The organism is Streptomyces sp. NPDC005496, from assembly GCF_042872045.1.
In the GTDB taxonomy this organism is placed as follows: domain Bacteria; phylum Actinomycetota; class Actinomycetes; order Streptomycetales; family Streptomycetaceae; genus Streptomyces.
The window spans coordinates 256,104-276,274 of sequence record NZ_JBIAJQ010000012.1; the positions used below are offsets into that span (position 1 = coordinate 256,104).

At 69.3% G+C, this 20,171-nt stretch carries 16 protein-coding genes; 4 read left to right on the forward strand and 12 right to left on the reverse strand.

The genetic code is table 11. The features are described 5' to 3' along the window. Nucleotides 1-28 precede the first annotated feature (28 nt). The 5 genes from ACFYQQ_RS32375 to ACFYQQ_RS32395 all read right to left on the reverse strand — a co-directional run bounded on the left by ACFYQQ_RS32375 (nt 29) and on the right by ACFYQQ_RS32395 (nt 4,970). Complete coding sequence (locus ACFYQQ_RS32375) at nt 29-799, reverse strand: sulfite exporter TauE/SafE family protein (protein ID WP_355791469.1); 771 nt, start codon at nt 797-799, stop codon at nt 29-31. Next, nucleotides 796-1,158, reverse strand: coding sequence for a rhodanese-like domain-containing protein (locus tag ACFYQQ_RS32380; protein ID WP_355791472.1), 363 nt, complete (start codon nt 1,156-1,158; stop codon nt 796-798). The genes ACFYQQ_RS32375 and ACFYQQ_RS32380 overlap by 4 nt, the downstream gene beginning before the upstream one ends. Before the next feature lie 39 nt (nt 1,159-1,197). Continuing rightward, nucleotides 1,198-2,574 (reverse strand): MBL fold metallo-hydrolase, encoded by a 1,377-nt coding sequence (locus tag ACFYQQ_RS32385; RefSeq protein ID WP_355791467.1) that lies wholly within the window; start codon nt 2,572-2,574, stop codon nt 1,198-1,200. A 390-nt stretch (nt 2,575-2,964) separates the two neighbouring features. Further along, the gene (locus ACFYQQ_RS32390) at nt 2,965-3,657 is read right to left on the reverse strand and encodes a hypothetical protein (protein WP_355791464.1); all 693 of its coding nucleotides are present in this window, start codon (nt 3,655-3,657) and stop codon (nt 2,965-2,967) included. A gap of 245 nt (nt 3,658-3,902) precedes the next feature. Further along, on the reverse strand, nt 3,903-4,970 hold the full coding sequence (locus ACFYQQ_RS32395) for a nitronate monooxygenase (protein ID WP_356175140.1): 1,068 nt from the start codon (nt 4,968-4,970) through the stop codon (nt 3,903-3,905). Nucleotides 4,971-5,718: 748 nt separating this feature from the next. On the opposite strand from ACFYQQ_RS32395, the gene ACFYQQ_RS32400 reads away from it, so the two are divergent. Further along, nucleotides 5,719-6,951 (forward strand): helix-turn-helix domain-containing protein, encoded by a 1,233-nt coding sequence (locus ACFYQQ_RS32400; protein WP_355784127.1) that lies wholly within the window; start codon nt 5,719-5,721, stop codon nt 6,949-6,951. Nucleotides 6,952-7,084: 133 nt separating this feature from the next. Here the strand turns inward: ACFYQQ_RS32400 and ACFYQQ_RS32405 are convergent, their stop codons facing one another. The 5 genes from ACFYQQ_RS32405 to ACFYQQ_RS32425 form a co-directional block, all read right to left on the reverse strand. Then, complete coding sequence (locus tag ACFYQQ_RS32405; protein WP_373287922.1) at nt 7,085-7,162, reverse strand: 50S ribosomal protein bL37; 78 nt, start codon at nt 7,160-7,162, stop codon at nt 7,085-7,087. A gap of 284 nt (nt 7,163-7,446) precedes the next feature. Continuing rightward, entirely contained in the window at nt 7,447-7,725 is a 279-nt protein-coding gene (locus ACFYQQ_RS32410; RefSeq protein WP_356176086.1) for a hypothetical protein, read from the reverse strand. A gap of 66 nt (nt 7,726-7,791) precedes the next feature. Further along, nucleotides 7,792-10,356, reverse strand: coding sequence for an ATP-dependent Clp protease ATP-binding subunit (locus tag ACFYQQ_RS32415; protein ID WP_355787474.1), 2,565 nt, complete (start codon nt 10,354-10,356; stop codon nt 7,792-7,794). Between the two features lie 373 nt (nt 10,357-10,729). Beyond that, the gene (locus ACFYQQ_RS32420; RefSeq protein ID WP_355787477.1) at nt 10,730-11,365 is read right to left on the reverse strand and encodes a DUF1345 domain-containing protein; all 636 of its coding nucleotides are present in this window, start codon (nt 11,363-11,365) and stop codon (nt 10,730-10,732) included. 318 nt (nt 11,366-11,683) lie between these two features. Next, nucleotides 11,684-12,175 (reverse strand): PaaI family thioesterase, encoded by a 492-nt coding sequence (locus tag ACFYQQ_RS32425; protein ID WP_355787480.1) that lies wholly within the window; start codon nt 12,173-12,175, stop codon nt 11,684-11,686. Between the two features lie 100 nt (nt 12,176-12,275). Here ACFYQQ_RS32425 and ACFYQQ_RS32430 point away from each other — a divergent pair, with 100 nt between their 5' ends. Together ACFYQQ_RS32430 and ACFYQQ_RS32435 are read left to right on the forward strand one after the other, a co-directional pair. Further along, entirely contained in the window at nt 12,276-12,755 is a 480-nt protein-coding gene (locus ACFYQQ_RS32430; RefSeq protein WP_355787483.1) for a helix-turn-helix domain-containing protein, read from the forward strand. Nucleotides 12,756-12,869: 114 nt separating this feature from the next. Beyond that, nucleotides 12,870-13,610: a class I SAM-dependent methyltransferase gene (locus ACFYQQ_RS32435; RefSeq protein WP_388906179.1), complete on the forward strand. Its 741-nt coding sequence runs from the start codon at nt 12,870-12,872 to the stop codon at nt 13,608-13,610. Between the two features lie 50 nt (nt 13,611-13,660). Here ACFYQQ_RS32435 and ACFYQQ_RS32440 read toward each other — a convergent pair whose 3' ends face one another. After that, complete coding sequence (locus tag ACFYQQ_RS32440; protein WP_388906181.1) at nt 13,661-16,786, reverse strand: discoidin domain-containing protein; 3,126 nt, start codon at nt 16,784-16,786, stop codon at nt 13,661-13,663. Between the two features lie 394 nt (nt 16,787-17,180). After that, on the reverse strand, nt 17,181-18,158 hold the full coding sequence (locus ACFYQQ_RS32445; protein WP_356176099.1) for a S8 family peptidase: 978 nt from the start codon (nt 18,156-18,158) through the stop codon (nt 17,181-17,183). 687 nt (nt 18,159-18,845) lie between these two features. Between ACFYQQ_RS32445 and ACFYQQ_RS32450 the strand changes: the two genes are divergently transcribed. Further along, a complete protein-coding gene (locus ACFYQQ_RS32450) occupies nt 18,846-20,030 on the forward strand; it encodes a type III polyketide synthase (protein WP_356176102.1) in 1,185 nt (394 codons plus the stop codon). Nucleotides 20,031-20,171: the final 141 nt, after the last annotated feature.

A 20,171-nucleotide genomic window follows, 5' to 3' on the forward strand; every position in this document is an offset into this window, starting at 1 on the left:
ATGCGGCGCCGATCACCGGTCTGAGTCCTCAGGTGAGGGCGTCGATGAGCATGAAGGCTGCCACGGCGAGCAGCGCGACGGCGAAGGTGCGCTGGAGCAAGGTGCTCGTGACCTTGGCGGCCAGGCGTTTGCCGTCCCAGGCGCCCAGGATCGCCGCCCCCGTGAAGGGGCCGATCACCGCCCAGTCGACGCCGACGGTACTGGCACCGCGGGTGGCCAGGGAGGCCAGCGAGTTCGCCGAGATGACCAGCAGGCTGGTACCTACGGCGGACTGCATCTCGAACGCCAACACGGTGACCAGGGCTGGGACGGCGAGAAAGCCTCCGCCGACCCCGAGCAGACCGGTCAGCGCGCCCAGCCCCGCGCCGGTTCCGGCGGCCCGGGCAGGCCGTGCCTCTGTGGCTGTGGCTGTGGCTGTGGCTGCCGAGCCGGCGGTGGTGCGGCTGGGCCGGAGCATCGTGACGGCGGCGAGTGCGGCGACGGCAGCGAACGCGGCGGTCAGTACCGGTTGGGGTAGGTGGGATGCGGCGGCTCCCGCTGCGGCCGCGGGCAGGAGGCCGGCCGCGGCGAACAGGGCGCCGGCTTTCCAGCGGACGGTGCCGGTGCGGTAGTGGGCGTAAAGAGCGGTGAGCGAGGTGGCCGTGACGATGATCAGGCTGGCGGTGGTCGCGGCGGCCGGTGTGAAGCCGAGCAGGTAGATCAGTGCCGGGACGGCCAGGACGCTGCCGCCCCCGCCGAGCGAGCCGAGCGCGAGTCCGACCACGGCTCCGGCGATCAAGGCCAGGATCAGCGCGCTCACGCTATGACGCCGTTGCTGCCGCTCTCGCCGGTGACCGGCAGGCCCCGGCGCGCCCAAGCGGCCATGCCGCCGGTGACGTCCGTGGCCCGTACTCCTCGTTGCGTCAGCAGCTTGGCGGCCTGCTGGGGGCGGTGGCCGGAGCGGCAGATCGTGACCACTGTCCTGCCTTGTATGGCTGCCGGGAGTGACGCCCCTGCCGCCAGACGGGAAAGGGGCAGGTGCAGCGCGCCGGGTGCGTGCCCGGCGTTCCACTCCGGTGTTTCGCGTACGTCGAGCAGGACGGCGGTGCCGTCGTTGGTCTGCTGGTGGGCCGTCTGGGGGGTGAGGCGGCCGGGGCCGCGGCGGAGAAGCGAGAACATCATTTGGTCGCTTTCGTGCAGGTGGAGCGGTTGGGCGTATCAGTCGGTTCGGCCAGTGCGGGTGGGGGTCAGTCCTGCCTTGACGGCGGCGTCGAAGCCGTCGTCGATGGCGACCACATGGCGGCCGGCGGCGTCGAGCAGGGAGGCGGCGATCGCCGCGCGCATCCCTCCGGCGCAGTGAACCCACACCGTCCCGTCCGGTACCTCGCCGAGGCGGCCGTGCAGTTCGTGGATCGGGATGTGGACGGAGCCGTCGATGTGGCCATCCGCACGCTCCGAGCCGCGGCGCACGTCCAGTACCACCACCTCGTCGCCGCGCTCACCGACATCGGCGAGGTCGGAGAAGCGGGCGCGGGGGAAGGCGGCGAGCTGTTCGCCCGCGCGGATCCATTCGGACGGCTCGCCGGTGGCGGCGGCGGCCGGGCGGTCGATGCCCACCCGTGCCAGCTCCCGCTGCGCGTCGGCTATCTGCCCGGGCGTCTCGGCGAGCAGGGTGACGGGCTTGCCCCACGGGATCATCCAGGCCAGGTAGGTGGCGAGCTTGCCGTTCCCTTCGAAGTTGAACGACCCGGCCACGTGCCCCTCCGCGAAGGCCATGCGACTGCGCAGGTCCACGACCCACTCGCCCGCGGCCAGCCGGGAGGTGATCTCCTCGGCGTCCGCACGCCTCGGCGGGGTGAGGTCGACCGGAGCGGGGCCTTCGGCATTGGCCGGGCCCATATGCGCGTAGTAGGCGGGTACGTCGTCCAGCCCGGCAAGTATCCGGGCCACGAAGACGTCCGCGTCCAGGGTCAGCGCGTCGTTGGTCTCGCGCTCCTTGCCGATCGTGGTCGCGTCTCCCTCCGCTTGGGAGGAGGAGCAGAAGCTTCCGAAGCCGTGGGTGGGCAGCACGGGCACCTCGTCGTCCAGCTCGTCCGCGAGCCGGTGGGCGGAGGCGTGCTGGGCGCGGGCCAGCTGCTCGGTCAGCCGCGGCTCGACCAGGTCGGGGCGGCCGACGGTGCCGATGAGCAGGGATCCACCGGTGAACGCCGCCACGCCGCGGCCGCCCTCGGTCAGGGCGTACGAGGTGTGGTGCGGCGTGTGTCCTGGAGTGGCGATCGCACGCAGTACCAGGCCCTCGTCGACGGTCACCGTGTCGCCGTCGGCAACCGGGGTCCGGGCGAACGACACGTGCGCCCCGGCCGGCACCAGGTACCGCGCGCCGGTGAGACGCGCCAGCTCCAGGCCCCCGGTGACGTAGTCGTTGTGCACATGGGTCTCGGCTACGAATGCGATGCGCACCCCACGTCGGGCTGCCGCGGCGATGACCTGGTCGATGTCCCGCGGCGGGTCTATGACCACCGCGGCACTGGATCCGCCGGCCAGGTAGCTGCGGTTGCCCAGGCCCTCGATCTCCAGGGTGTCGACGAAGAACACGGCTCATGACTCCTTACGGACGATGTACCCCGGGGGGTATCTGGCATCCACATTAACAGCTATACCCCGGGGGGTATTCGAGTGACGAGCAACGCCCTACTCAAGGCGTCTCATGACCTTGCGGCCGGCCGCCGGGATGCCACCGTCGGCGTGGGCACCGCCCCGGCACCTGACGCACCCGCGGGGGGCGCGAGCATTGCTCGCTCAGATGCCGCCGTTGCTCTCGAGTCGGCAAACAGGGGAGGCCCCATCCGCAGTGGCCCGGTGTGGTGAGTCGACGATGCGCCAGACCGATGATCCGATGATCTGAAGGAAGGGGTCTGGCTCAGGAGTCCGCTGGATGGCGATGTCCCGTCTTGTGGCCGTGGCCTTCCACGTGCTGGACGACATTCAGTCGTGCAGGAGATCAAGCTGTTCCGTGACCTGCTTCCACCCGAGGGCATCAGCCCGGGCGCGCCCCCGCAGATCACCAGCCACCCGGCTCAGCTCGGTGCTCGCTGCAGCCTTGACCAGTGCAAGGTCCTCGCGCTGCCGCTGAATCTCGACGCCCGGCCCCGCGAGCCGAGGACTATGTTGACTCGCCGCGATCGCGGCGATCTGCAGGCAGCGAAGCGCGCCATCCCAAGGCCCACCCGCGCAGACGGATGCTGCTTCTGATACGGCCGTCAGGGCGTCCAGATGCATCATCACGGCACCCTCGGGCTCAGCCTCCTCCAGGAACTCTTCCAGGTCGGCCGTTCCGTCATCGAGTCCTTCGTCGTCAGCGCTGTCCTCGGGCAGAGTCTCGTACGAGTGGAAGAGATCAGTCAGCGACAAGGTCAAATACTCGCGGGACAGTTCGTCTAGCTGATCGGTGAGCTCCCGAAGCCGAAGGAGGGAGGAGTCGTCCCCGGCGTAGCTGTTCCAGCACGCTTGGAGCACCTCCTTGACCAGCGCTGCTTCCGAACGGCCACGCCGCCGGAAGCGCTCATCGTGAAGGCACCCAGAGACGCGTTCAGCTGCCGTCAACCCGACCAGCGCTGCTGCCCGAGGGCTCAAAGCGCCGAGCGCCGCCTGCCACTCATGAAAATCCCAGGTGTGCATGCCCGTCCCTGCTCGCTCCGTCCCCGACATCCTGCCAGTCCGACCAGCGGGCAGATCCGAGGGCTCAGGAACAAGCATTGTGCTGCCGTCTAGCGTGCGCACTGCCGCTTCGGGCGAGCAGGTGGGCTGTGGAGGCTGACATGCTTCGGGGTATGGAGTCGCGCAAGAGTCCGTGGCACGTGCGGGCCTCGTTCGCCTTTTGTGACCCAACAACTCCTCGGTGTGATGCATGTCATGGCCGTACTTCAACCCAGCTGTGCAACCAACTCCGCCAGGAGCTCTCGGGCTCCCAGGTTGCTGTCCGCCATCGCCGCCGCCTGTCCGGCCCACAGGTTCACATACTCCAACCTGCCCTGGGCGGCGGCGGATTGGCGGATGGGCCTCATCAGGGCGTTCTGGACGGGGTACGGGGGCACGGCGTCCTCGTGTGCCGCCATTTCGCGGACGAACCGGTTTGGAATGCCGCGGGCGGTTCGACCGGAGAAGAGCCGGGTGAGGACGGTGGTGCGGGCCGCCGGAGTCCCGAGCTGACGCTTGTGGGCGTCGCTCGCACCGGATTCCCGGGTGGCCAGGAAGGCGGTGCCGATCTGCACGGCGTCGGCGCCGAGGGCGAGGGCCGCCCGGATTCCGCGGCCGTCGGCAATACCGCCCGCGGCGATGACGGGCGTGGTCACGGCATCGGCGACCTGCGGCACCAATGAGAAGGTGCCGACCAGCGACTCGTGCACGGGTGCGAGGAACGCGCCGCGGTGCCCGCCGGCGTCGCTGCCCGAGGCCACGATCGCGTCGAGGCCTGCGTCGTCAAGGGCGACAGCCTCGTCCACTGTGGTCGCCGTGCCGATCAGGGCGATGCCTCGGCGGCGCGCCTCATCGATGACACGGCGTGAAGGGATGCCCATGACGAAACTGATGACAGGCGGCGCCGCGGCGAGGAGCGCGTCGATCTGGTCGTCGAACTCAGGCAGCGTTTGGACAACTTCGTAAGCAGGGGGAGTGGCGCCGAGTTCTTGGTAGTAGGGGCGGAGCCGCTCGATGTGGGCGGTGATCTCGTCTTTGTCGGGCACTGCGGAGCGCTCGCCCTCCAGCGGCACCCAGAGGTTGACTGCGAATGGTCGGCTCGTGGCCGCCTTGAATTCGGTGACGAGTGCGGTGATCTCGTCGGGAGTGAGGAGGTGCGCGCCGTAGGAACCAAGGCCACCGCCTTCGCTGACCGCGGCGGCGAGGGCGACGGAGGAGAGCCCGCCACCGAAGGGGCCCTGGACGATGGGGTGGCCGATGCCCAGCAGCTCCCCGAGTCGGCCCGGATCGCTCATGCGGCCACCTCCAGGGCGACGGTCGGGCCGTGGACGTGACGCGAGATGCTGGAGCGAGCGGTGGCAGTGGAAGGTTGCGTGGACATGGGGTGGCCTTTCGTTCTCATGCGCACGGGTTTAGTGGGTGCAGATTAGCCGACCGGTCTACTATTTTCCATGTGTCGCATGCTCAACGTATGCCAAACCTGCACGTAGGTCGCTATTTAGGCCAGCCGATGTCGTCTTCGTCGGCGGTGTTGGTGTTGGTGTTGGGTGGCGGTGCGGATGGCTGGGTGTGGGGGTGTCGGGTGGGGTGCTGGTGGGGAACCGGGGGTGTCATGGGTGTCTCCCGTGGAGGTGAACGAGAACGGTTCCCGTGGTGGGTTGGGTGGTTGGGGGCGTGGTTGTGCCATTACTCGTTGAAATGCTGCGCGTTGCTGGTCAAGGACCGCTTGAGGAACGCATGAAAGGCTCGTGAGGTTGACACGAGGTGGGGTTCAGGGGGTGTGGCAAAACATTGCCGGGTGGTTGCCCTGCACCTACGCTCGGGGCGGTCCCGGTCCCCTGGAGCTACCCCTTCCCTCAAGCCCTCTGTCGCTGCCCTTTGCTTTGATCGCTGCTCGTTCTCTGCCCGTGCCCGTGCCCGTGCCTCATGTCGGCTGTGGCGGCTGGCCGTTGCCCCGGACGGTGTCTCGCCTGCTCCGATCCGTGCTCTTGCCCTTGTCCTTGCCTCTTGGCTCTGACTGTGTGTCTGTGAGGGATTGGTTTTATGTTGCGTCAGCCTGCTTTTGGGCGTCGTCTTCGTGGTTTGCGGGTGGCTCGTGGGTTGTCGCAGACGGCGTTGGTGGGGGAGGGGATGTCGACTGGGTATTTGTCGCGGTTGGAGTCGGGGGCTCGTCAGCCGACGGAGCGGGCTGTGGCGTTTTTGGCTGAGCGGCTGGGTCTTGAGGTGGCGGACTTTGAGGAGCCTGCCGGTGGGTCGCTCGCGAATGCGTTGACGCTGGTTGCTTCTACGGGTTCGGATTCGGCGTTGGAGGTGTTGCGGGAGGCGTTGGGGGCGGAGGGGCATGAGTCGCCGGTGTTGCGGTGGCAGGCGTTGTGGCAGTTGGCGGGGCGGCGGCGGGTGCAGGGTGACCATGCGGGGGAGCGTGAGGACCTCGCGGAACTCGTCGGCCTGGGCGAGGTGGTCGGGGTGGTGGCGTTGCGGGTGCGAGGTCTGACCCGTTTCGCTCGCTGTCTGCGGTCGCTGGGTGAGATTCCTGCCGCGTTGGATGCCGCGACGACCGCGCACCAGTTGGCGAGGGAGGGGGGTGTGGAGGTGGAGGACCGGGCGGGAGTGCTGCTGGCACTGGTGTCGGTGGAGGCCGAGGCGGGCCGGATGCCGGACGCGCGGGCGCATGCCGATGAACTGGTCGCGTTGGTGGCGGGGCGTTCGGATGTGTTGTGGGCGGAGGCGATGTGGACGGCCGCGGCGGTGCGCTTGCGCCAGGGCGATCACCAGGCGGCCCAGGGCTATTTGCAGCAGGCGCTGGAGGGGTTCGACAGCGCGCTGGATTTGGTGTTGTGGCTGCGGTTGCGTCTTGCGGCGGGGCGGCTGCATCTTCAGAAGCTGCCGGCTGATCCCGGGGCGGCTGAGGAGTGTGTCCGTGCGGCCGAGCCGGCTCTGGCGTTCGTGGGGACTGCGGGTCTGCGTCAGGAGTTGACGGCGTTGAAGGCGGATCTGGCGTTCCTGACGGGCCGTTATGACGATGCTCGGGTGCTGCTGGCGGAGCTGGCCGAGGTCGAGCCGCGGATGACGTACCGGGACCGGGTCCGGCTGGACATCCTGCGTCAGCAGCTGCTGATCCGTTCCGGTGACGTCAGTGGGGTGCAGGGGCTGCGGGTGCTGGCCGAGCAGGCGCAGGCCGATGCCAACATCGACCTGGCCGCGGAGATCTGGCGCATCCTCGCCGAGTCCCTCGCCGCAGGCGACAGCCCACGCCACGCAACCACCGCTAACTGACATCAGATAGAAGATCAGGGCGTCCTGGATCGCGTGGCGGGGAGAGGGTGCGCTTTACGACATTGCACCGTGCTGTTGCTACCGTTGCCTGCCTAGGACTCCGCCTCCGACTTTCTGACGGTGCGGAAACGTCTTAGGACTGGGGACGTTTCCCATGGTTCGCTGCGTGCTTGCGCCTGCTCTTCTTCTTCCGACGTCGCTTCGAGGACATGCGGAACCTCCATCACTCCGGGGACACCGCGAGGCGTCCTGATGGTCGGGGAACACCGCGTTCCACACTTGCATACATCACATTTCGTCGCGATTCGGATCGACGCGATTGTGACTCCTTGTATGTGAACGTCACGAAGAGTTGCTTTCTCCGATGAGTCGGCGATAGGACCGAGCCGGGGAGCTACCGGTTGACGGTGTGGCCGCCGGACAAAGAAAGCGGCGCAGCGGCCGATCGCGGGACCACGCCCAGGTGGTCCCGCGATCGGCCGCGTCGTCGTGCGTTCAGCGCTCGTAGTGCGACGGTGGGAAGGGGTCCCGTTCGCGCCGGGTGCCTTTGCCGGAGGGCATCTCACCGGTGCCGACCTCGCGGTCGATCTCCTCACGCTCCTGCCGGTACTCGTCCTCCGGGTCCTCCGTGGGCCCGCCCGGGAGACCGGCCTCACGCCGGTCGTGTTCCGTTCGCGCCTGGAGCTCGTCCTCGTCGACCCGCCGGGGCATGCCCCTGCTGTGGCCGTGCTCCGGGTCGCCTTCGACAGCTCGGTTGGGCTTGTGGTGCGTCATGCGCAGCCTCCTCAAATGGACTGCTCGGGGTGGTCATTGCGCCCGTCCCGGGCATGCCTTTCGGTGTCAGGAGTCCTCCGTCCCGTCGCCCGTCGTGCCGTCCTGCTCGGCTGCGGTCCCGCCGTTCCCCCGGCCCTCGCCCGCCGAGCCGTCACCCTTGCGTACGGTGCAGTAGACGGTGTCGTCCCGAACGTCGGCGACGATCGTGTCGCCGCGCTCGGCCTCGCCGCTGAGCAGCAGTTCCGCGATGCGGTTGTCGAGTTCGGTCTGGATGGTCCGCCGCAACGGGCGTGCGCCGAACTCGGGTTGGTGACCGTGGGCGACGAGCAGCTTCTTGGCCGCGTCCGTCACTTCCAGCTTCATGCCCTGCGCGTGCACCCGGCGTTCGCTCCGACCGAGCAGATGCTCGACGATTTCGCCGAGATCGTCCTCGCTGAGGCCGTGGAAGATGATGATGTCGTCGATTCGGTTGAGGAACTCCGGCAGGAACCGGGTCCGCAACTCGTTCATCAGCACGTCCCTGAGTTCGGACACGTCACCCTTGTGGTCGAGGATGAGATGTGCGCCGATGTTGGACGTCATGATCACGACGCAGTGCCGGAAGTCGACGGTGCGGCCCTGGCCGTCCGTGAGGCGTCCGTCGTCGAGGATCTGGAGCAGCGTGTTGAAGATGTCGGGGTGTGCCTTCTCCACTTCGTCGAACAGCACGACGCTGTACGGCTGCCGACGGACTTTCTCGGTGAGCTGGCCGGCCTCGTCGTAGCCGACGTATCCGGGTGGCGCGCCGACCAGTCGGGCCACCGTGTGCTTCTCCTGGAACTCGCTCATGTCGAAGCGGGTCATGCGGTCCTCGTCGCCGAAGAGCAGTGCGGCGAGGGTCTTCGCCAGTTCCGTCTTGCCGACGCCGGTCGGGCCGAGGAACAGGAAAGAGCCGACAGGGCGGTTGGGGTCGCCCATGCCGGCGCGGTTGCGGCGCACTGCCTGGGACACGGCGGTGACGGCCTCGTCCTGGCCGACGATGCGGGAGTGCATCTCCTCCTCCAACTTGAGGAGTTTCTCCTTCTCGCTGGCGGTGAGTTGGGAGACGGGGATGCCTGTGCGCCGGGAGACGACGTCGGCGATGTCCCGGGCAGTCACGGACACCACGCCTGCTCGGCGCTCCTCGATGCCCGCGAGTTCACCCTCGGCGTCGGCGATCTGCTGCTTCAGCTGTCCCGCCCGGTCGAAGTCCTCCGCGGCTACGGACTGGTCGCGTTCGCGGCGCAGTTTGGCGATGCGGTCCTCGCGTTCGGCGACCTCGGTCGAGCGGCTCGCGCTGCGCAGCCGTACCCGCGCTCCCGCCTGGTCCATCACGTCGATCGCCTTGTCGGGCAGGAACCGGTCGCTGATGTAGCGGTCGGACAGTTCGGCCGCCGCGGCGAGGGCACCGTCGGCGAAACGGACCTGGTGGTGCGCCTCGTAGGCGTCGCGCAGGCCCTCCAGGATCTGCACGGTCTCCTCGACCGTCGGCTCCGGGACCATCACCGGCTGGAAGCGGCGTTCGAGTGCGGCGTCCTTCTCGACGTACTTGCGGTATTCATCGATGGTCGTGGCGCCCACCACGTGCAGTTCTCCGCGTGCGAGGGCGGGTTTGAGCATGTTGCCGGCGTCCATCGAGCCCTCGCCCGACGCGCCCGCGCCGACCACGGTGTGGAGTTCGTCGATGAAGAGGATGATCTCGCCTTCCGAGTCCTGGACGTCCTCGATGACCTTCTTCAGACGTTCCTCGAACTGCCCGCGGTACTGGGCGCCCGCGACCATGCCGGACAGGTCGAGCGAGACGACGCGCTTGCCCTTCAGGGTCTCGGGGACGTCACCGGAGACGATGCGCTGGGCGAGCCCCTCGACGATGGCGGTCTTGCCGACGCCGGGCTCGCCGATGAGGACGGGGTTGTTCTTGGAGCGGCGGGAGAGGATCTCGATGGTCTGCTCGATCTCCTCGGCCCGTCCGACCACCGGGTCGAGCTTTCCCGCCTTGGCCTCGTCGGTCAGGTCCCTCCCGAACTCGTCCAAGGTGGTCGCCGGCTTGTCGGGCTCGGCGGACGAGCGGCCTTCCTGGCGTGCGGCCCTTTCCGAGAGGCCCGCCAGCTTCTGTGCGTCCTGGCCGTCGCCGCGCATGAGCTGGGCGGCGCCGCTGTCGGCGTCACCGAGCAGGGCGCCCAGGATGTGCTCGGGGCCGATGTAGGAGACCCCGGCGGCCTGCGAGCGGGCGTAGGCGGTGGTGAGGGTGCGTTTGGCCGCCGGGGTGAGGCCCGGCTCCGACGACGGCTCGCTGGCGTCCCTGGGCAGCACTTCGGCCAGCTGGGCGGCGAGGGCGTCGGGGTCGACCCCGGCCTGGGCCAGCAGGGAGCGCGAGGGCTCCACCTTCGTGGCGGCCCAGAGGAGGTGTTCCGTGTCGAGGTCGGTCGTGCCGTTCTCCATGGCCCGCTGCGCGGCCAGGTTGAGTAGTTCCTGCGAGGACTCGGTCAGCAGCCGCCCGATCGGCACGCGCTGCACCGCAGGTGGGGACGACGCGGGTGACATACCGAAGAAGCGGTTCAGCAATTCGCCGAAAGGATCGGACGAGCCGAAACCGTGCGTCGACATCGACATGAGCAGCTCCCGGAGCGGCGATGAGTACTTTCCACCATTTCGCGGGGCCCATGGCTCCGCAACCGGAGGCGGACGTCGCCCACGCCGGTCCCGGAGGCCGCTGCAATTCACCGGCATGCGGTGAACTCGCTCTCGTGAAAAGCGCGTTGGGCAAGCCGACGGGACAGGACTGCGCACAGGGAAAGCGGACACAGGTCCGCCGAGACCGTGTCTGTCAGCCTCTGTCAGCGTCTGTCGGCGCGTACGGACCCTGGACACCGGTACACGCGGGACGGTCGGCCGATCCTCCTTCATCTGCTGCGTACCGGAGAATCCGCACGAGATCCGGCGTCCGATGCCGTGAAGACATGAGGGCCGAGGGATGTCCGGCGTGTCAGCCGCTGACGATTCCCACGACGACGTTGATGGCCGAGGCGAGAATGCTGGTGCCGAACACGTAGGAGAGGAGCGAATGCCTGAGCACGATGGAACGGATCGCGGAACTCGACACGTCGGTGTCGGAGACCTGATAGGTCATTCCGAGGTTGTAGCTGAAATAGAAGAAGTCGCGGTACGAGGGTGGGGCGTCGGAATTGAAGTCGATGCCGCCGTTGTGCTCGTAGTACACGTAGGCGTAGCGGGTGGCGTACATCAGGTGCAGCGCGGACCAGGCCAGGAAGACGCAGCACAGCGCCGTGGCGGCAGCCGCGTGTCCGTCGCCCGCCCTGCCTCCGCGCACGAGCAACAGCACGATGGCGAACAGCCCGCACAGTGCGACCGTCACCACCACCAACTCGTCGGTCACGGGCCGGAAGTCCTCGCGCCGCGTGTTGCGCCGTGTCGCCGCCGCGTCCATGGGCCACAGCACCACCCAGCCTGCGAGCACGAAGAAGAGTTCCGTCGCGGCGATCCCGGCCAGCAGTCCCAGCAGCACGTCGGTCGGCAGTCCCACGGCCACTCCGACGGCGGCGCCGAGCACGACCGCGCCAGTGAGTCGCGGCACCGCGTCCAGGGGGAGCCTCATCCTCATACACCGCCACGTTAGTCCCGTTGCGACGCCGCAGCCCGGCGGGAACGAGCAGGCGGGCGAGGGCTCTGGCGTCGGGAGGCACCCCACGCGTGGACCGACGTCCGTCGGGTACGGACGAGGTACTCGGATGATGCCAGCCTGACGGTCGTGACAGCGGAAGGAGCGGTCGGCCCGTGGCGCTGGTGCAGACCGCCCGGGGCACGGTGGAAGTGGTCGTGGTGGACCTCGTCCTTGCAGGTCATCGGCACCGGGAGGCTCGAGGCCGTACGGCAGTACCTGGAGGGGGGTACCCCTTGCCGCCGTCCAATCGCGTGGACCTCAGACGGGGACGGGGAACAGCAGGCAGCTGCTGGTGGTGTGGGCGAGCAGCCGGTCGGTTTCGTCGAGGAGTTCCGCCTGGGCGAGGGCCGTACGGCGGCCGCTGTTCAGGACCGTGCCGACCGCGCGGATCCTGCCTGTGTCCACGGTGACCGGCCGCAGGAACTTCACGGTCAGGTCCAGCGACGTGTAGCCCATGGCCGGCGGCAGCACGGACTGCACGGCACACCCCGCGGCGGAGTCGAGCAGTGTGGCGTACACCCCGCCGTGGACGCTGCCGATGGGGTTGTAGTGCTCCTCTCCCGGAATCAGGGAGAAGACCGCGCGGCCGTGCTCGACCTCTTCGAGCCTCATGCCGAGGGTGGCGGCGATCGGTGGCGCCGGGAGGCGTCCGGCCTGCACCTCGCGGAGGAAGTCGAGGCCGCTGTGGTGGCCGACGGCGGACGCGGACACGGACGGGTCCTCCCAGTCGTACGTGCGTGACCTGCCCATGACGCTCCCCGTTTCGATCGACCTCATCTGCCTTCTTTTTTCGAAGTTAGCTAGAGCGGGACCTGGCTGTCAATGACACAGCCAGCCTACGATGGGCTCCATGACGTGGCTCGACACCAGTACCGACAACTGCACGGTCCAGCGGACGCTCGACCTGATCGGCGAGAAGTGGTCGATGCTGGTCCTGCGTGACTGCATGAACGGCGTGCGGCGGTTCGACGACTTCCGCCGGCACGTAGGGCTGTCCGAGAGTGTGCTGGCCGACCGGCTGCGGAAGCTCGTCGCGGCCGGGATCCTGGACACGGTCCCGTACAGCGAACCGGGCAGCCGTACCCGGTACGAGTACCGGCTCACCCGTAAAGGCTGGGAGCTGTGGCCCGCCATGATCGCTCTGAAGCAGTGGGGCGACCGTTATACGGCGGATCCCGAGGGCCCGCCCCTGGAGGTCGTCCACGACGGCTGCGGCGAGCAGGTCCGCACCGTGGTCGTCTGCGCCGCGGGGCACGGAGAGCTGATCCCGCCCGACGCGCGCACCCGCCCCGGCCCCTCCGCGAAGCGCGCGGACGGTACCGCCCCCTGAGTCGGCCAGGGTTCGTCCGACGTCGTGGGCCGGGCCAGGGACAGACCGAGGTCAAAGTCGCTCTGTGCCGTAATCGTGTTGACCGCTCCCGGCCGGCGGTGCTGGAGTCGGCCGGTGGACAGCATCCCCGCCAACCGGCGGTTCTGGAACCGGATCAGCAGCGACTACCAGCACGGGCACGACCCGCAGATCGGCGCTGCACCGCGGCTGTGGGGCATGTACTCCATCCCTGACACGCACCTTCACGCCCTGGGCGATGTCGCCGGCAAGCGTGTCCTTGAACTCGGCTGCGGCGCCGGCCAGTGGTCCAGGGCACTGGCTGCCGAGGGTGCAACCGTGGTCGGGCTCGATGTGTCCGAAGCCCAACTCGCGGCAGCGGCGCGTGCGATGGGGGCGGCCGGCTACCCGCTGGTGCAAGGTGCCGCCGAACAACTCCCCTTCGCCGCCGGCAGTTTCGACCTGGTGTTCTGCGACTTCGGTGGGCTCAGCTGGGCGCCCCCGCACCTGGCGGTCCCGCAGGCCGCACGCGTCCTGCGCCGTGGCGGGCGCCTGGTGTTCAACGTCGCCAGCCCCTGGTTCGAGGCCTGCTACGACGAAGCAGCCAGCCTGGTGACCCCGACGCTGCAGCGGGACTATTTCGGACTGAACACCATCGCCGAGGGCGACGGCGCGACCAGCTATCAGCTCACCTACGGCGACTGGGTCAGGGTCCTGCGCGGCGCGGGTCTCGTCATCGACGACCTCATCGAGCCGCGGCCCGACCCCGGAACACCCAACGGCTACAACGAAACCGACCCACTCGATTGGGCACACCGCTGGCCGGCGGAACTGCTCTGGGTCACCCACAAACCGTAAGTCCCGCCACGGCGAGGGGAAGGCATCCCCTCGCCGTGTGGCGACGTCCGTCAGCGCACGGAGAGGCTGGTGAGCCGGGCGTCACCCCGCCGCCCCGCGTCGGTCGCCAGAGCCACGTAGCGAGCGGTGGCGTCGACGGTGAGTTCGCGGGTCCGGCCGTGCCCGGTGAGGGGGCCGGCCTGCGTGTAGGTGAGACCGTCGCTGCTGAGTTCCGCCTTGAGGCCGGGGACGTGACCTCCGGTCCACACGGTACGGATCTCCCGGACGGTGTGCTCGGCGCCGAGGTCGACGACGATACGGCCGTCGGGCCCGGGCGTCCACGCGGTGTGCGGGTCACCGTCGACAGCGGCCGACGGGGCCGACATGCCGGGCGGGAGCGGGTTGGTCGGGAAGACCGTGCGGCCCAGGGCGAGGTCGTCCAGCGGGTAGGCCTCGGCGCCCCGCAGTGTGACCGTGGTGGTGCGACCCGCGCGGACCACGGCCACCTCGGTACGGTTCTGACCGCTCACCCGCAGGGTGCAGGACGGCCCGGTGAGCCGCACGGTCGCGGCGTCCACGACCTCCGCCCGCAAGCCGACGGGCAGCTGCCGTCCGAGGACGGGGCTCACCACCATACGCGGGGGCAGCAACTCGGCCGTGGCGGCGTCGAGTTGCGCCTCGTAGGCGCTGCCGTCGGCGGTGAGGGTCTGGTGCCCCTCGAACAGGACCGTGCGCATGCCGGACTGCGGTATGTCGACGCGGGTCGCGATCCTCCTGTCGGTCAGGTTGAACAGGCTGAGATGGTCCTCGGTGAGAGCCGCGCGGACGCCGTCGTCCTGGGCCTGTGGTGTGTCACGGCGGGCGAGGTCACGGAGCTTGTCCGTGGCTATGCCGGGATAGCCCTCGGCCAGCAGGGGCGAAGCCGCACCGTCGGCCAGGACGACCGTGTCGCCGTACACCGCCAGGGGCTGCTCCGAGCCCCGCACGACGAGGCCGGCGCGACCGTCGACGTCGATCCAGCCGCCCTTGCTCGAGACGTCGGGCTCGGGCCAGGAGACGAGGTCGGTCCACTTCTGGCCGTCCGTCGAGCCCTGCACGGTGTAGGCACGTCCGGCGGCCGCCTCCCAGCGGAGCGTGACACGGTCCACCGCCTGGGCCGCGCCGAGATCGACGGCGATCCAACTGTCGGCCCGGGGCCGGTCGGCCCTCGACACCGCCCAGCGGGTCGTGGCGTTCCCGTCCACCGCGAACTTCGGCTCCTTGCCGGGGTCGTACGAGGACGCGGTCGCGGTCCCGCTCCGGGCGAGGTCGGTGCCGTTCACGCCGTCGCGGGCCTCGAAGGCGTAGAGCGAGTAGCCGTACGTCGGGTCGGGCAGGACGCCGGTCATGCGCAGGTGCCTGACCTCGGTCCGCGTGAAGACGACCTCGTCCACGCGCGGCGAGGCGCCGGCCGGCCCGGCGTCCTGCGCCTTCACGGTGGCGGTGCCCTCCGCGAAGCGGTAGGTGCGGGAACCCGTCAGACCTGCCATGCCCGGCATGGTGAGGTTGTGGACTTCGAGGTGTCCCTCTCCCGCCGCGACGCCGGTCGTCGCGTAGACGACCGCACCCGAGGGCAAGGTGGTCAGCCCGGCCTGGCCGGTACTCAGACGCAGCGCCGTGGCACTTCCGTCGAACCCGTCGCGCAGTTTGGTGTACGTCCTCACCTCGCGGCCGGTGACCTGAGCGGCGGTGCTGGGCAGGAACATGGGGTTGGCACCGCTGATCTTGAACAGCCAGTTGTCGTGGGCCGGTTGCCAGGCGAACTTCACGAAGCCGGGCTTGGTCACGGCGCCGGCCCAGGCGCCGGCCGACTGGTGGGACACGAGACCGGGGGCGGCGCCGAAGTCGGTGACTCCCGAGGCGTGTTCGAACAGTTCCTCCGCGGACAGGGGCCGGACGGTGCGGTCATGGTCCGCCGCCCACAGGTGCAGGAGGTAGCTGATGGCCACCTCCGCGCGCGCCTCCGGCTCGTACTTGGGCTCCCCGGAGAACTTCGCCAGCCGGTACTCCGGCGGGTACTTCTGGTACGACTCCAGCCGTTCGGCGAGGGCCAGTTCCGCCCGGGCCGCGGCGCGGTCCCCGCCCACCTGGGCGAGGAAGGCGAGCGGGATGACGTCACGGCCGTAGAGGTGTTCACGGTCGTTGACCATCGGCATCAGCGGCTCGCCGGCGTCGCTCATCACCCCGAGGAGGGTGCGCCACAGCTCGTCCGCGTTCGGCTGGTTGGTGAGCACCTGGGGCAACGGGCGTCCGGCGGTGATGAAATGGGCGGCGTTTCGGCCGGACGTGCGGAACAGCTCCTGCTGGTAGTGCGGGCCGAAGGAGCCGTGATTCTCGACGATGAAGGTGTCGTACAGGTTGCGGGCGGTGTTGTCGGAGACGGGGACACCGTCGACACGGGCCGGGTTGACCAGGTCCGCCTGGGGCAGGCCGGTCTCATTGCGTGACCAGGTGCCGAAGACCTTGTCCCAGTCCGCGTGCCGGGCGTCGTCCGTGGCCCAGGCCAGTCCGGGGGCCAGGGACTGCGCGTAGACGCCCATCTCCTCCAGTTTGGTGTCGCCCTGATGGCCACCGAGCAGGCCGTTCGGGGTCCAGCTGCCGGAGTTCGGGTCGTTCCCCGTTCCCAAGCCCGTGGTGTAGGCGGCCTGTTCGCGGGCGATGGTGTCGACGTTGGTACGGGTGGCCGCGTCGAGCTCGTCCCACAACAGCCGGGCCGCCAGGACGAAGTAGAGCTGGAAGGTGGTGTCGAAGAAGAGCGTCCGGCCCCACTGGGTGCCGCCGGTGAGCCGGTTCGACGCGGCGAAGTGCTGGATCGTGGCTATGGTCCGGGCCTTGAGTGTCTTCTCGTCGACGCCGGCGCGGTCGCTGTCGTAGCTGCCGTGGGTGAGGAGGACGGCGTTGCCCAGCACCACGGCGAAGCCGAAGTCCTTGGCCGTGTAGTAGCCGTGGGCTTCGTCCCACTGTGTCTCGGACCAGTGTGTGTGGTTCAGCAGAACACGGTAGTAGATGTCCGCGACGGTGTCGGGCGCCGCACCAGGGTGTCCTTGAGCGCTCGCAGCGCCACTGCCGAGGGTGACAGGGACGGTCGCCGCGAGCGTCGCCGCGCCGAGAAGCTGGACGAAACGGCGGCGGTCGACGGAGAGGGAAGCATCGGGCACGCTGGGCGCCTTTCGATAAGACAACGTTGTCAAACGGATGCCCGAAATTGTTCGTCCGGAATCGGCCATGCGTCAAGGGGTGCGACGGGAGTGGGGTGACTCCGAGGCCGTCCACGGCCTCGTCCTGAGCGGGCGCGCAACCGACCTCAATGAGGCCATTCCGCGCGGAGGTCTCCGGAGCTGCGGAGTACGCGGAGGTGTTCGAGGGCGCCCGCCACCAGCCAGCGCGCAGGCTCAAGTCCGGCGGGGAATGCAGTGCGAGGGGGGGAGCCCTTCCGTCGTACGCCCTACCGCAAAACGCAACCGGCCCCAACCACCGCAACCGTATCCGGCGGGAGGGCTTCAGCAGGGCGCCATGTTCGTCGGAGACCCCTCGCCTCACGTCGAGGGCACCTCAGAGGCCCCCGGTGTTGAGCAGCCGGTTGGGGGTGTCGGAGCGTACGCCGTGCAGGACACCGTGGGTGGCCGTGTGGTCGAGCCAGACGTGGACCTGATTGGCCGTGGCGTGGGGGTGTGCCGACAGGTACAGGGCGATCACGCCGGTCGCGTGCGGTGCCGCCCAGGACGTTGCGCCGTCGTTCTGGGTGACCTTGCCGCCACCTGCGAGAGCGGCGGTCACCTTCTGGCCTGGGGCGTACAGGTCCACGCAGCGTCCGTAACCGGATCCGTAGCTGCCACCGTCGTTCCATGGGCGGTCGTTGGCGGTGGCGGCCGCGACGACGATCGTGCCAGGGACGCCGGCCGGGGAGTGTTTGCAGGCGTCGTCATGGAAGTTGCCGGCCGCCACCACCGTCGGGATTCCCGCGTCGACCATCTTCTTGACGGCTGACTCCAGTGCCGGCGACCGGTGGTCGAGGTTCAGCGACATGTTCACCACCGCGGGCTTCTTCGCGTGCGCGGTGACCCACTTGACCGACTTGACGACGGCCGCCTCGGCCGCCGCCGGGGAGCCGCCTCCGTCGCTCTCGCACACGATGCCCTGAACCCGTACGAGATCCGCCTTCGGTGCCACCCCGTACTTGGCCCCGCCGATGATGCCCGCCACGAACGTGCCGTGACCCGTGCCCTCCTCGTTGAAGCAGTCACCGGAGTCCTTCGGCCCCACGAAGTCGGCGCCGAGGTGACCGCGTCCGCCGAACTCCTTATGGGCGATGTCCATCCCGGTGTCGATCACGTAGACGTGGACGCCCTTGCCGGTTGCCGTGGTGGTGAGCTTTCCGTTCAGGGGCCGCGACCGCTGGTCCAGGATGTCAAGGTTCCACGGCACCTGCCGGGTGACGGGCCCTGCCGCAGCCTGCGCGACGGCGGACAAGTCCTGCTCGGCGCCCGCCGACGCCGGGTCCGACGGCACCCCGTCTCGCGAGGGCGCCACTGACTTCTCGCTCCCGTGCGCGGGCCGCGCCCCGTCCTTCCGCGCTGCCGCGGTGCCGGCTGCGCCTCCGCAGGCCGAGGCCCCGAGTACGGTCACCACGGCCACCATCATGAGACCGGCCTTCGTCACGTTCCGCGTCACAACGTCCCCCGTCATCCTGTTTCGCACACAGTCAGCGCCCAAGACGACCTCCGGGGGCGGGCGGTTCCGGCGGCTTGCGCGGGACAGTCCTGCGGCGGGTTGCGCGGGACCACGTATGGGCAAGTCGTTCCGGGCGTTGGGCCGGCTCGGCGAGGGGGCGCGTCCTGGCGCGTAGTCAGCTAGCGAGCGGTCTGTGAGCGCTTTTGTGGGCGACTGTGGCGCCGTAGTCGACGACTTCGAACGAGCGGAGAGCCGTTGGCCCGACGGTATCGGGTGCGGACCGTTGTGCAGGGTGGCTGATACCGAGTCAGGTGGGACCAGGAGTGCGGGTGGGGTGAGTCTTTCCTGCCGGTGTGTGCCGAATCACGCCCTGAAATCAGTGCTCAAGTTGTGTAGGTCACAGCGGAAATGTCCCTTTGGCGTCCATGCTCGACGGAGACAGCGCCTCCCGTGACGGAGCCCATCGGTACAGGCCCGACGCTCCGAAGTGGCCCATGGCGCAGCCCTCCTGACGATCCTCTCTGTTCCCCTGGAAAGGTGCTCATCATGGCCGCATACCTCTGTCCTCCTGCCGTGATACACGGTGAGCACGCCGTGGAGACCAGCCAGATCGTTGCGGAGGTTCGTGACCGGCATCCGCATGCGGCGTGGGAGTCGCGGATGGACGGCATCGCGGCCAGCACGGGTATAGCGACCCGCGGGTGGATGCTGCCGCTGGAGACCGCCGTCGCCCCCGGCAGCGGCGGCGGGCTGCGGGCCGTCGGCACCGGACCCGCCCAAAGCGCTCTGGCGCGCGAAGGGTTCACCCAGCAGGACGTGGAGCGCGTCATCGCCGCTCTCGAGGCGATACCCGCGCCGCAGACCGTCCAGGAGCGCACCGCTCCGGCCTGGGAGGCCGTGCAGGCCTACGGGGAGCGTGCGGCGCGCGGGGCGCTGCAGATCGCCGGACTGGACGCCTCGGATGTCGACTGCCTGATCACCAGTCATTCCACCACCCCGGCGCTGCCGGGTCTGGACGTGTCCCTGGCCAACAAGCTGGAGCTCCGCAACGATGTGATGCTCCTGCCGGCGACGCAGTGGGCCTGTGTCGCGGGGACCCGTTCCCTGGCCCTGGCGGCGGAGCTCGTGGCCGCGGATCCCGACCGGGTGGTGCTGGTGGTGATCTCGGAGGCGCTGAGCACGACCTACCAGCCCGCCGACGACACCCTGGAGTCCTTGATCGTCCGCCTGCTGTTCGCCGACACCGCGGTCGCCGCGGTGGTCACCGGTCGGCCGAGGCGTGAGTCGGTGCTGCGACTGGACGCCGCCTGGCACCACACCCTGCCCGGCACCCAGGACCTGCACCGCCTGGACACGCGGGAGGACGGCGCCCACTTCGTGATGGACCGGCGAGGGCCGCGCGCCGTACAGGAGACGGTCAACGCGATGTGGGAGTGGCTGCGCGTCCGTTACGAGGACGACCCGGAGTCCTGGCACCCCGACGTGCTGCTCGCGCACCCCGGCGGGACGCGGGTGCTGGAGTACATGGAGCAGACGATGCCCGAGATGTGGCCGTCGGGGCTGCTGGACTACAGCCGGGACAGCTACACGAGCGGCAATCGAGGAGGCGCCGCCGTGTTCGACATCCTGCGGCGGGCGCACGACGCCGGGCAGAAGCCGGGCAGTCGCGCCGTCCTGTACGCCGCGGCACCCGGCCTCACCGCCACCGCCCTCGAGGGGGAGTGGCTGTAGTGCGTGCCGAACCCGCCCGCGCTCGTGACCGGGTCGCTCGCGTCACCGTTCGGGCCACGGGTGTCCCCGAGGACTCCGTCGACTGACGCGTCTGCCGCCCTGTTGGCGCGGGGTGCTGGGCGGCGTACGGCTCGGCGCGAG

Excerpts from the sequence above, each read along its gene's own strand:
- ACFYQQ_RS32420 (WP_355787477.1), bottom strand. The coding sequence starts at position 11,365 with ATGAGGATGAGGCTCCCCCTGGACGCGGTGCCGCGACTCACTGGCGCG.
- ACFYQQ_RS32425 (WP_355787480.1), bottom strand. The coding sequence starts at position 12,175 with ATGGGCAGGTCACGCACGTACGACTGGGAGGACCCGTCCGTGTCCGCG.
- ACFYQQ_RS32395 (WP_356175140.1), bottom strand. The coding sequence starts at position 4,970 with ATGAGCGATCCGGGCCGACTCGGGGAGCTGCTGGGCATCGGCCACCCC.
- ACFYQQ_RS32450 (WP_356176102.1), top strand. The coding sequence starts at position 18,846 with ATGGCCGCATACCTCTGTCCTCCTGCCGTGATACACGGTGAGCACGCC.
- ACFYQQ_RS32410 (WP_356176086.1), bottom strand. The coding sequence starts at position 7,725 with ATGACGCACCACAAGCCCAACCGAGCTGTCGAAGGCGACCCGGAGCAC.
- ACFYQQ_RS32415 (WP_355787474.1), bottom strand. The coding sequence starts at position 10,356 with ATGTCGATGTCGACGCACGGTTTCGGCTCGTCCGATCCTTTCGGCGAA.
- ACFYQQ_RS32405 (WP_373287922.1), bottom strand. The coding sequence starts at position 7,162 with ATGTCCTCGAAGCGACGTCGGAAGAAGAAGAGCAGGCGCAAGCACGCA.
- ACFYQQ_RS32380 (WP_355791472.1), bottom strand. The coding sequence starts at position 1,158 with ATGTTCTCGCTTCTCCGCCGCGGCCCCGGCCGCCTCACCCCCCAGACG.
- ACFYQQ_RS32390 (WP_355791464.1), bottom strand. The coding sequence starts at position 3,657 with ATGCACACCTGGGATTTTCATGAGTGGCAGGCGGCGCTCGGCGCTTTG.
- ACFYQQ_RS32430 (WP_355787483.1), top strand. The coding sequence starts at position 12,276 with ATGACGTGGCTCGACACCAGTACCGACAACTGCACGGTCCAGCGGACG.
- ACFYQQ_RS32400 (WP_355784127.1), top strand. The coding sequence starts at position 5,719 with ATGTTGCGTCAGCCTGCTTTTGGGCGTCGTCTTCGTGGTTTGCGGGTG.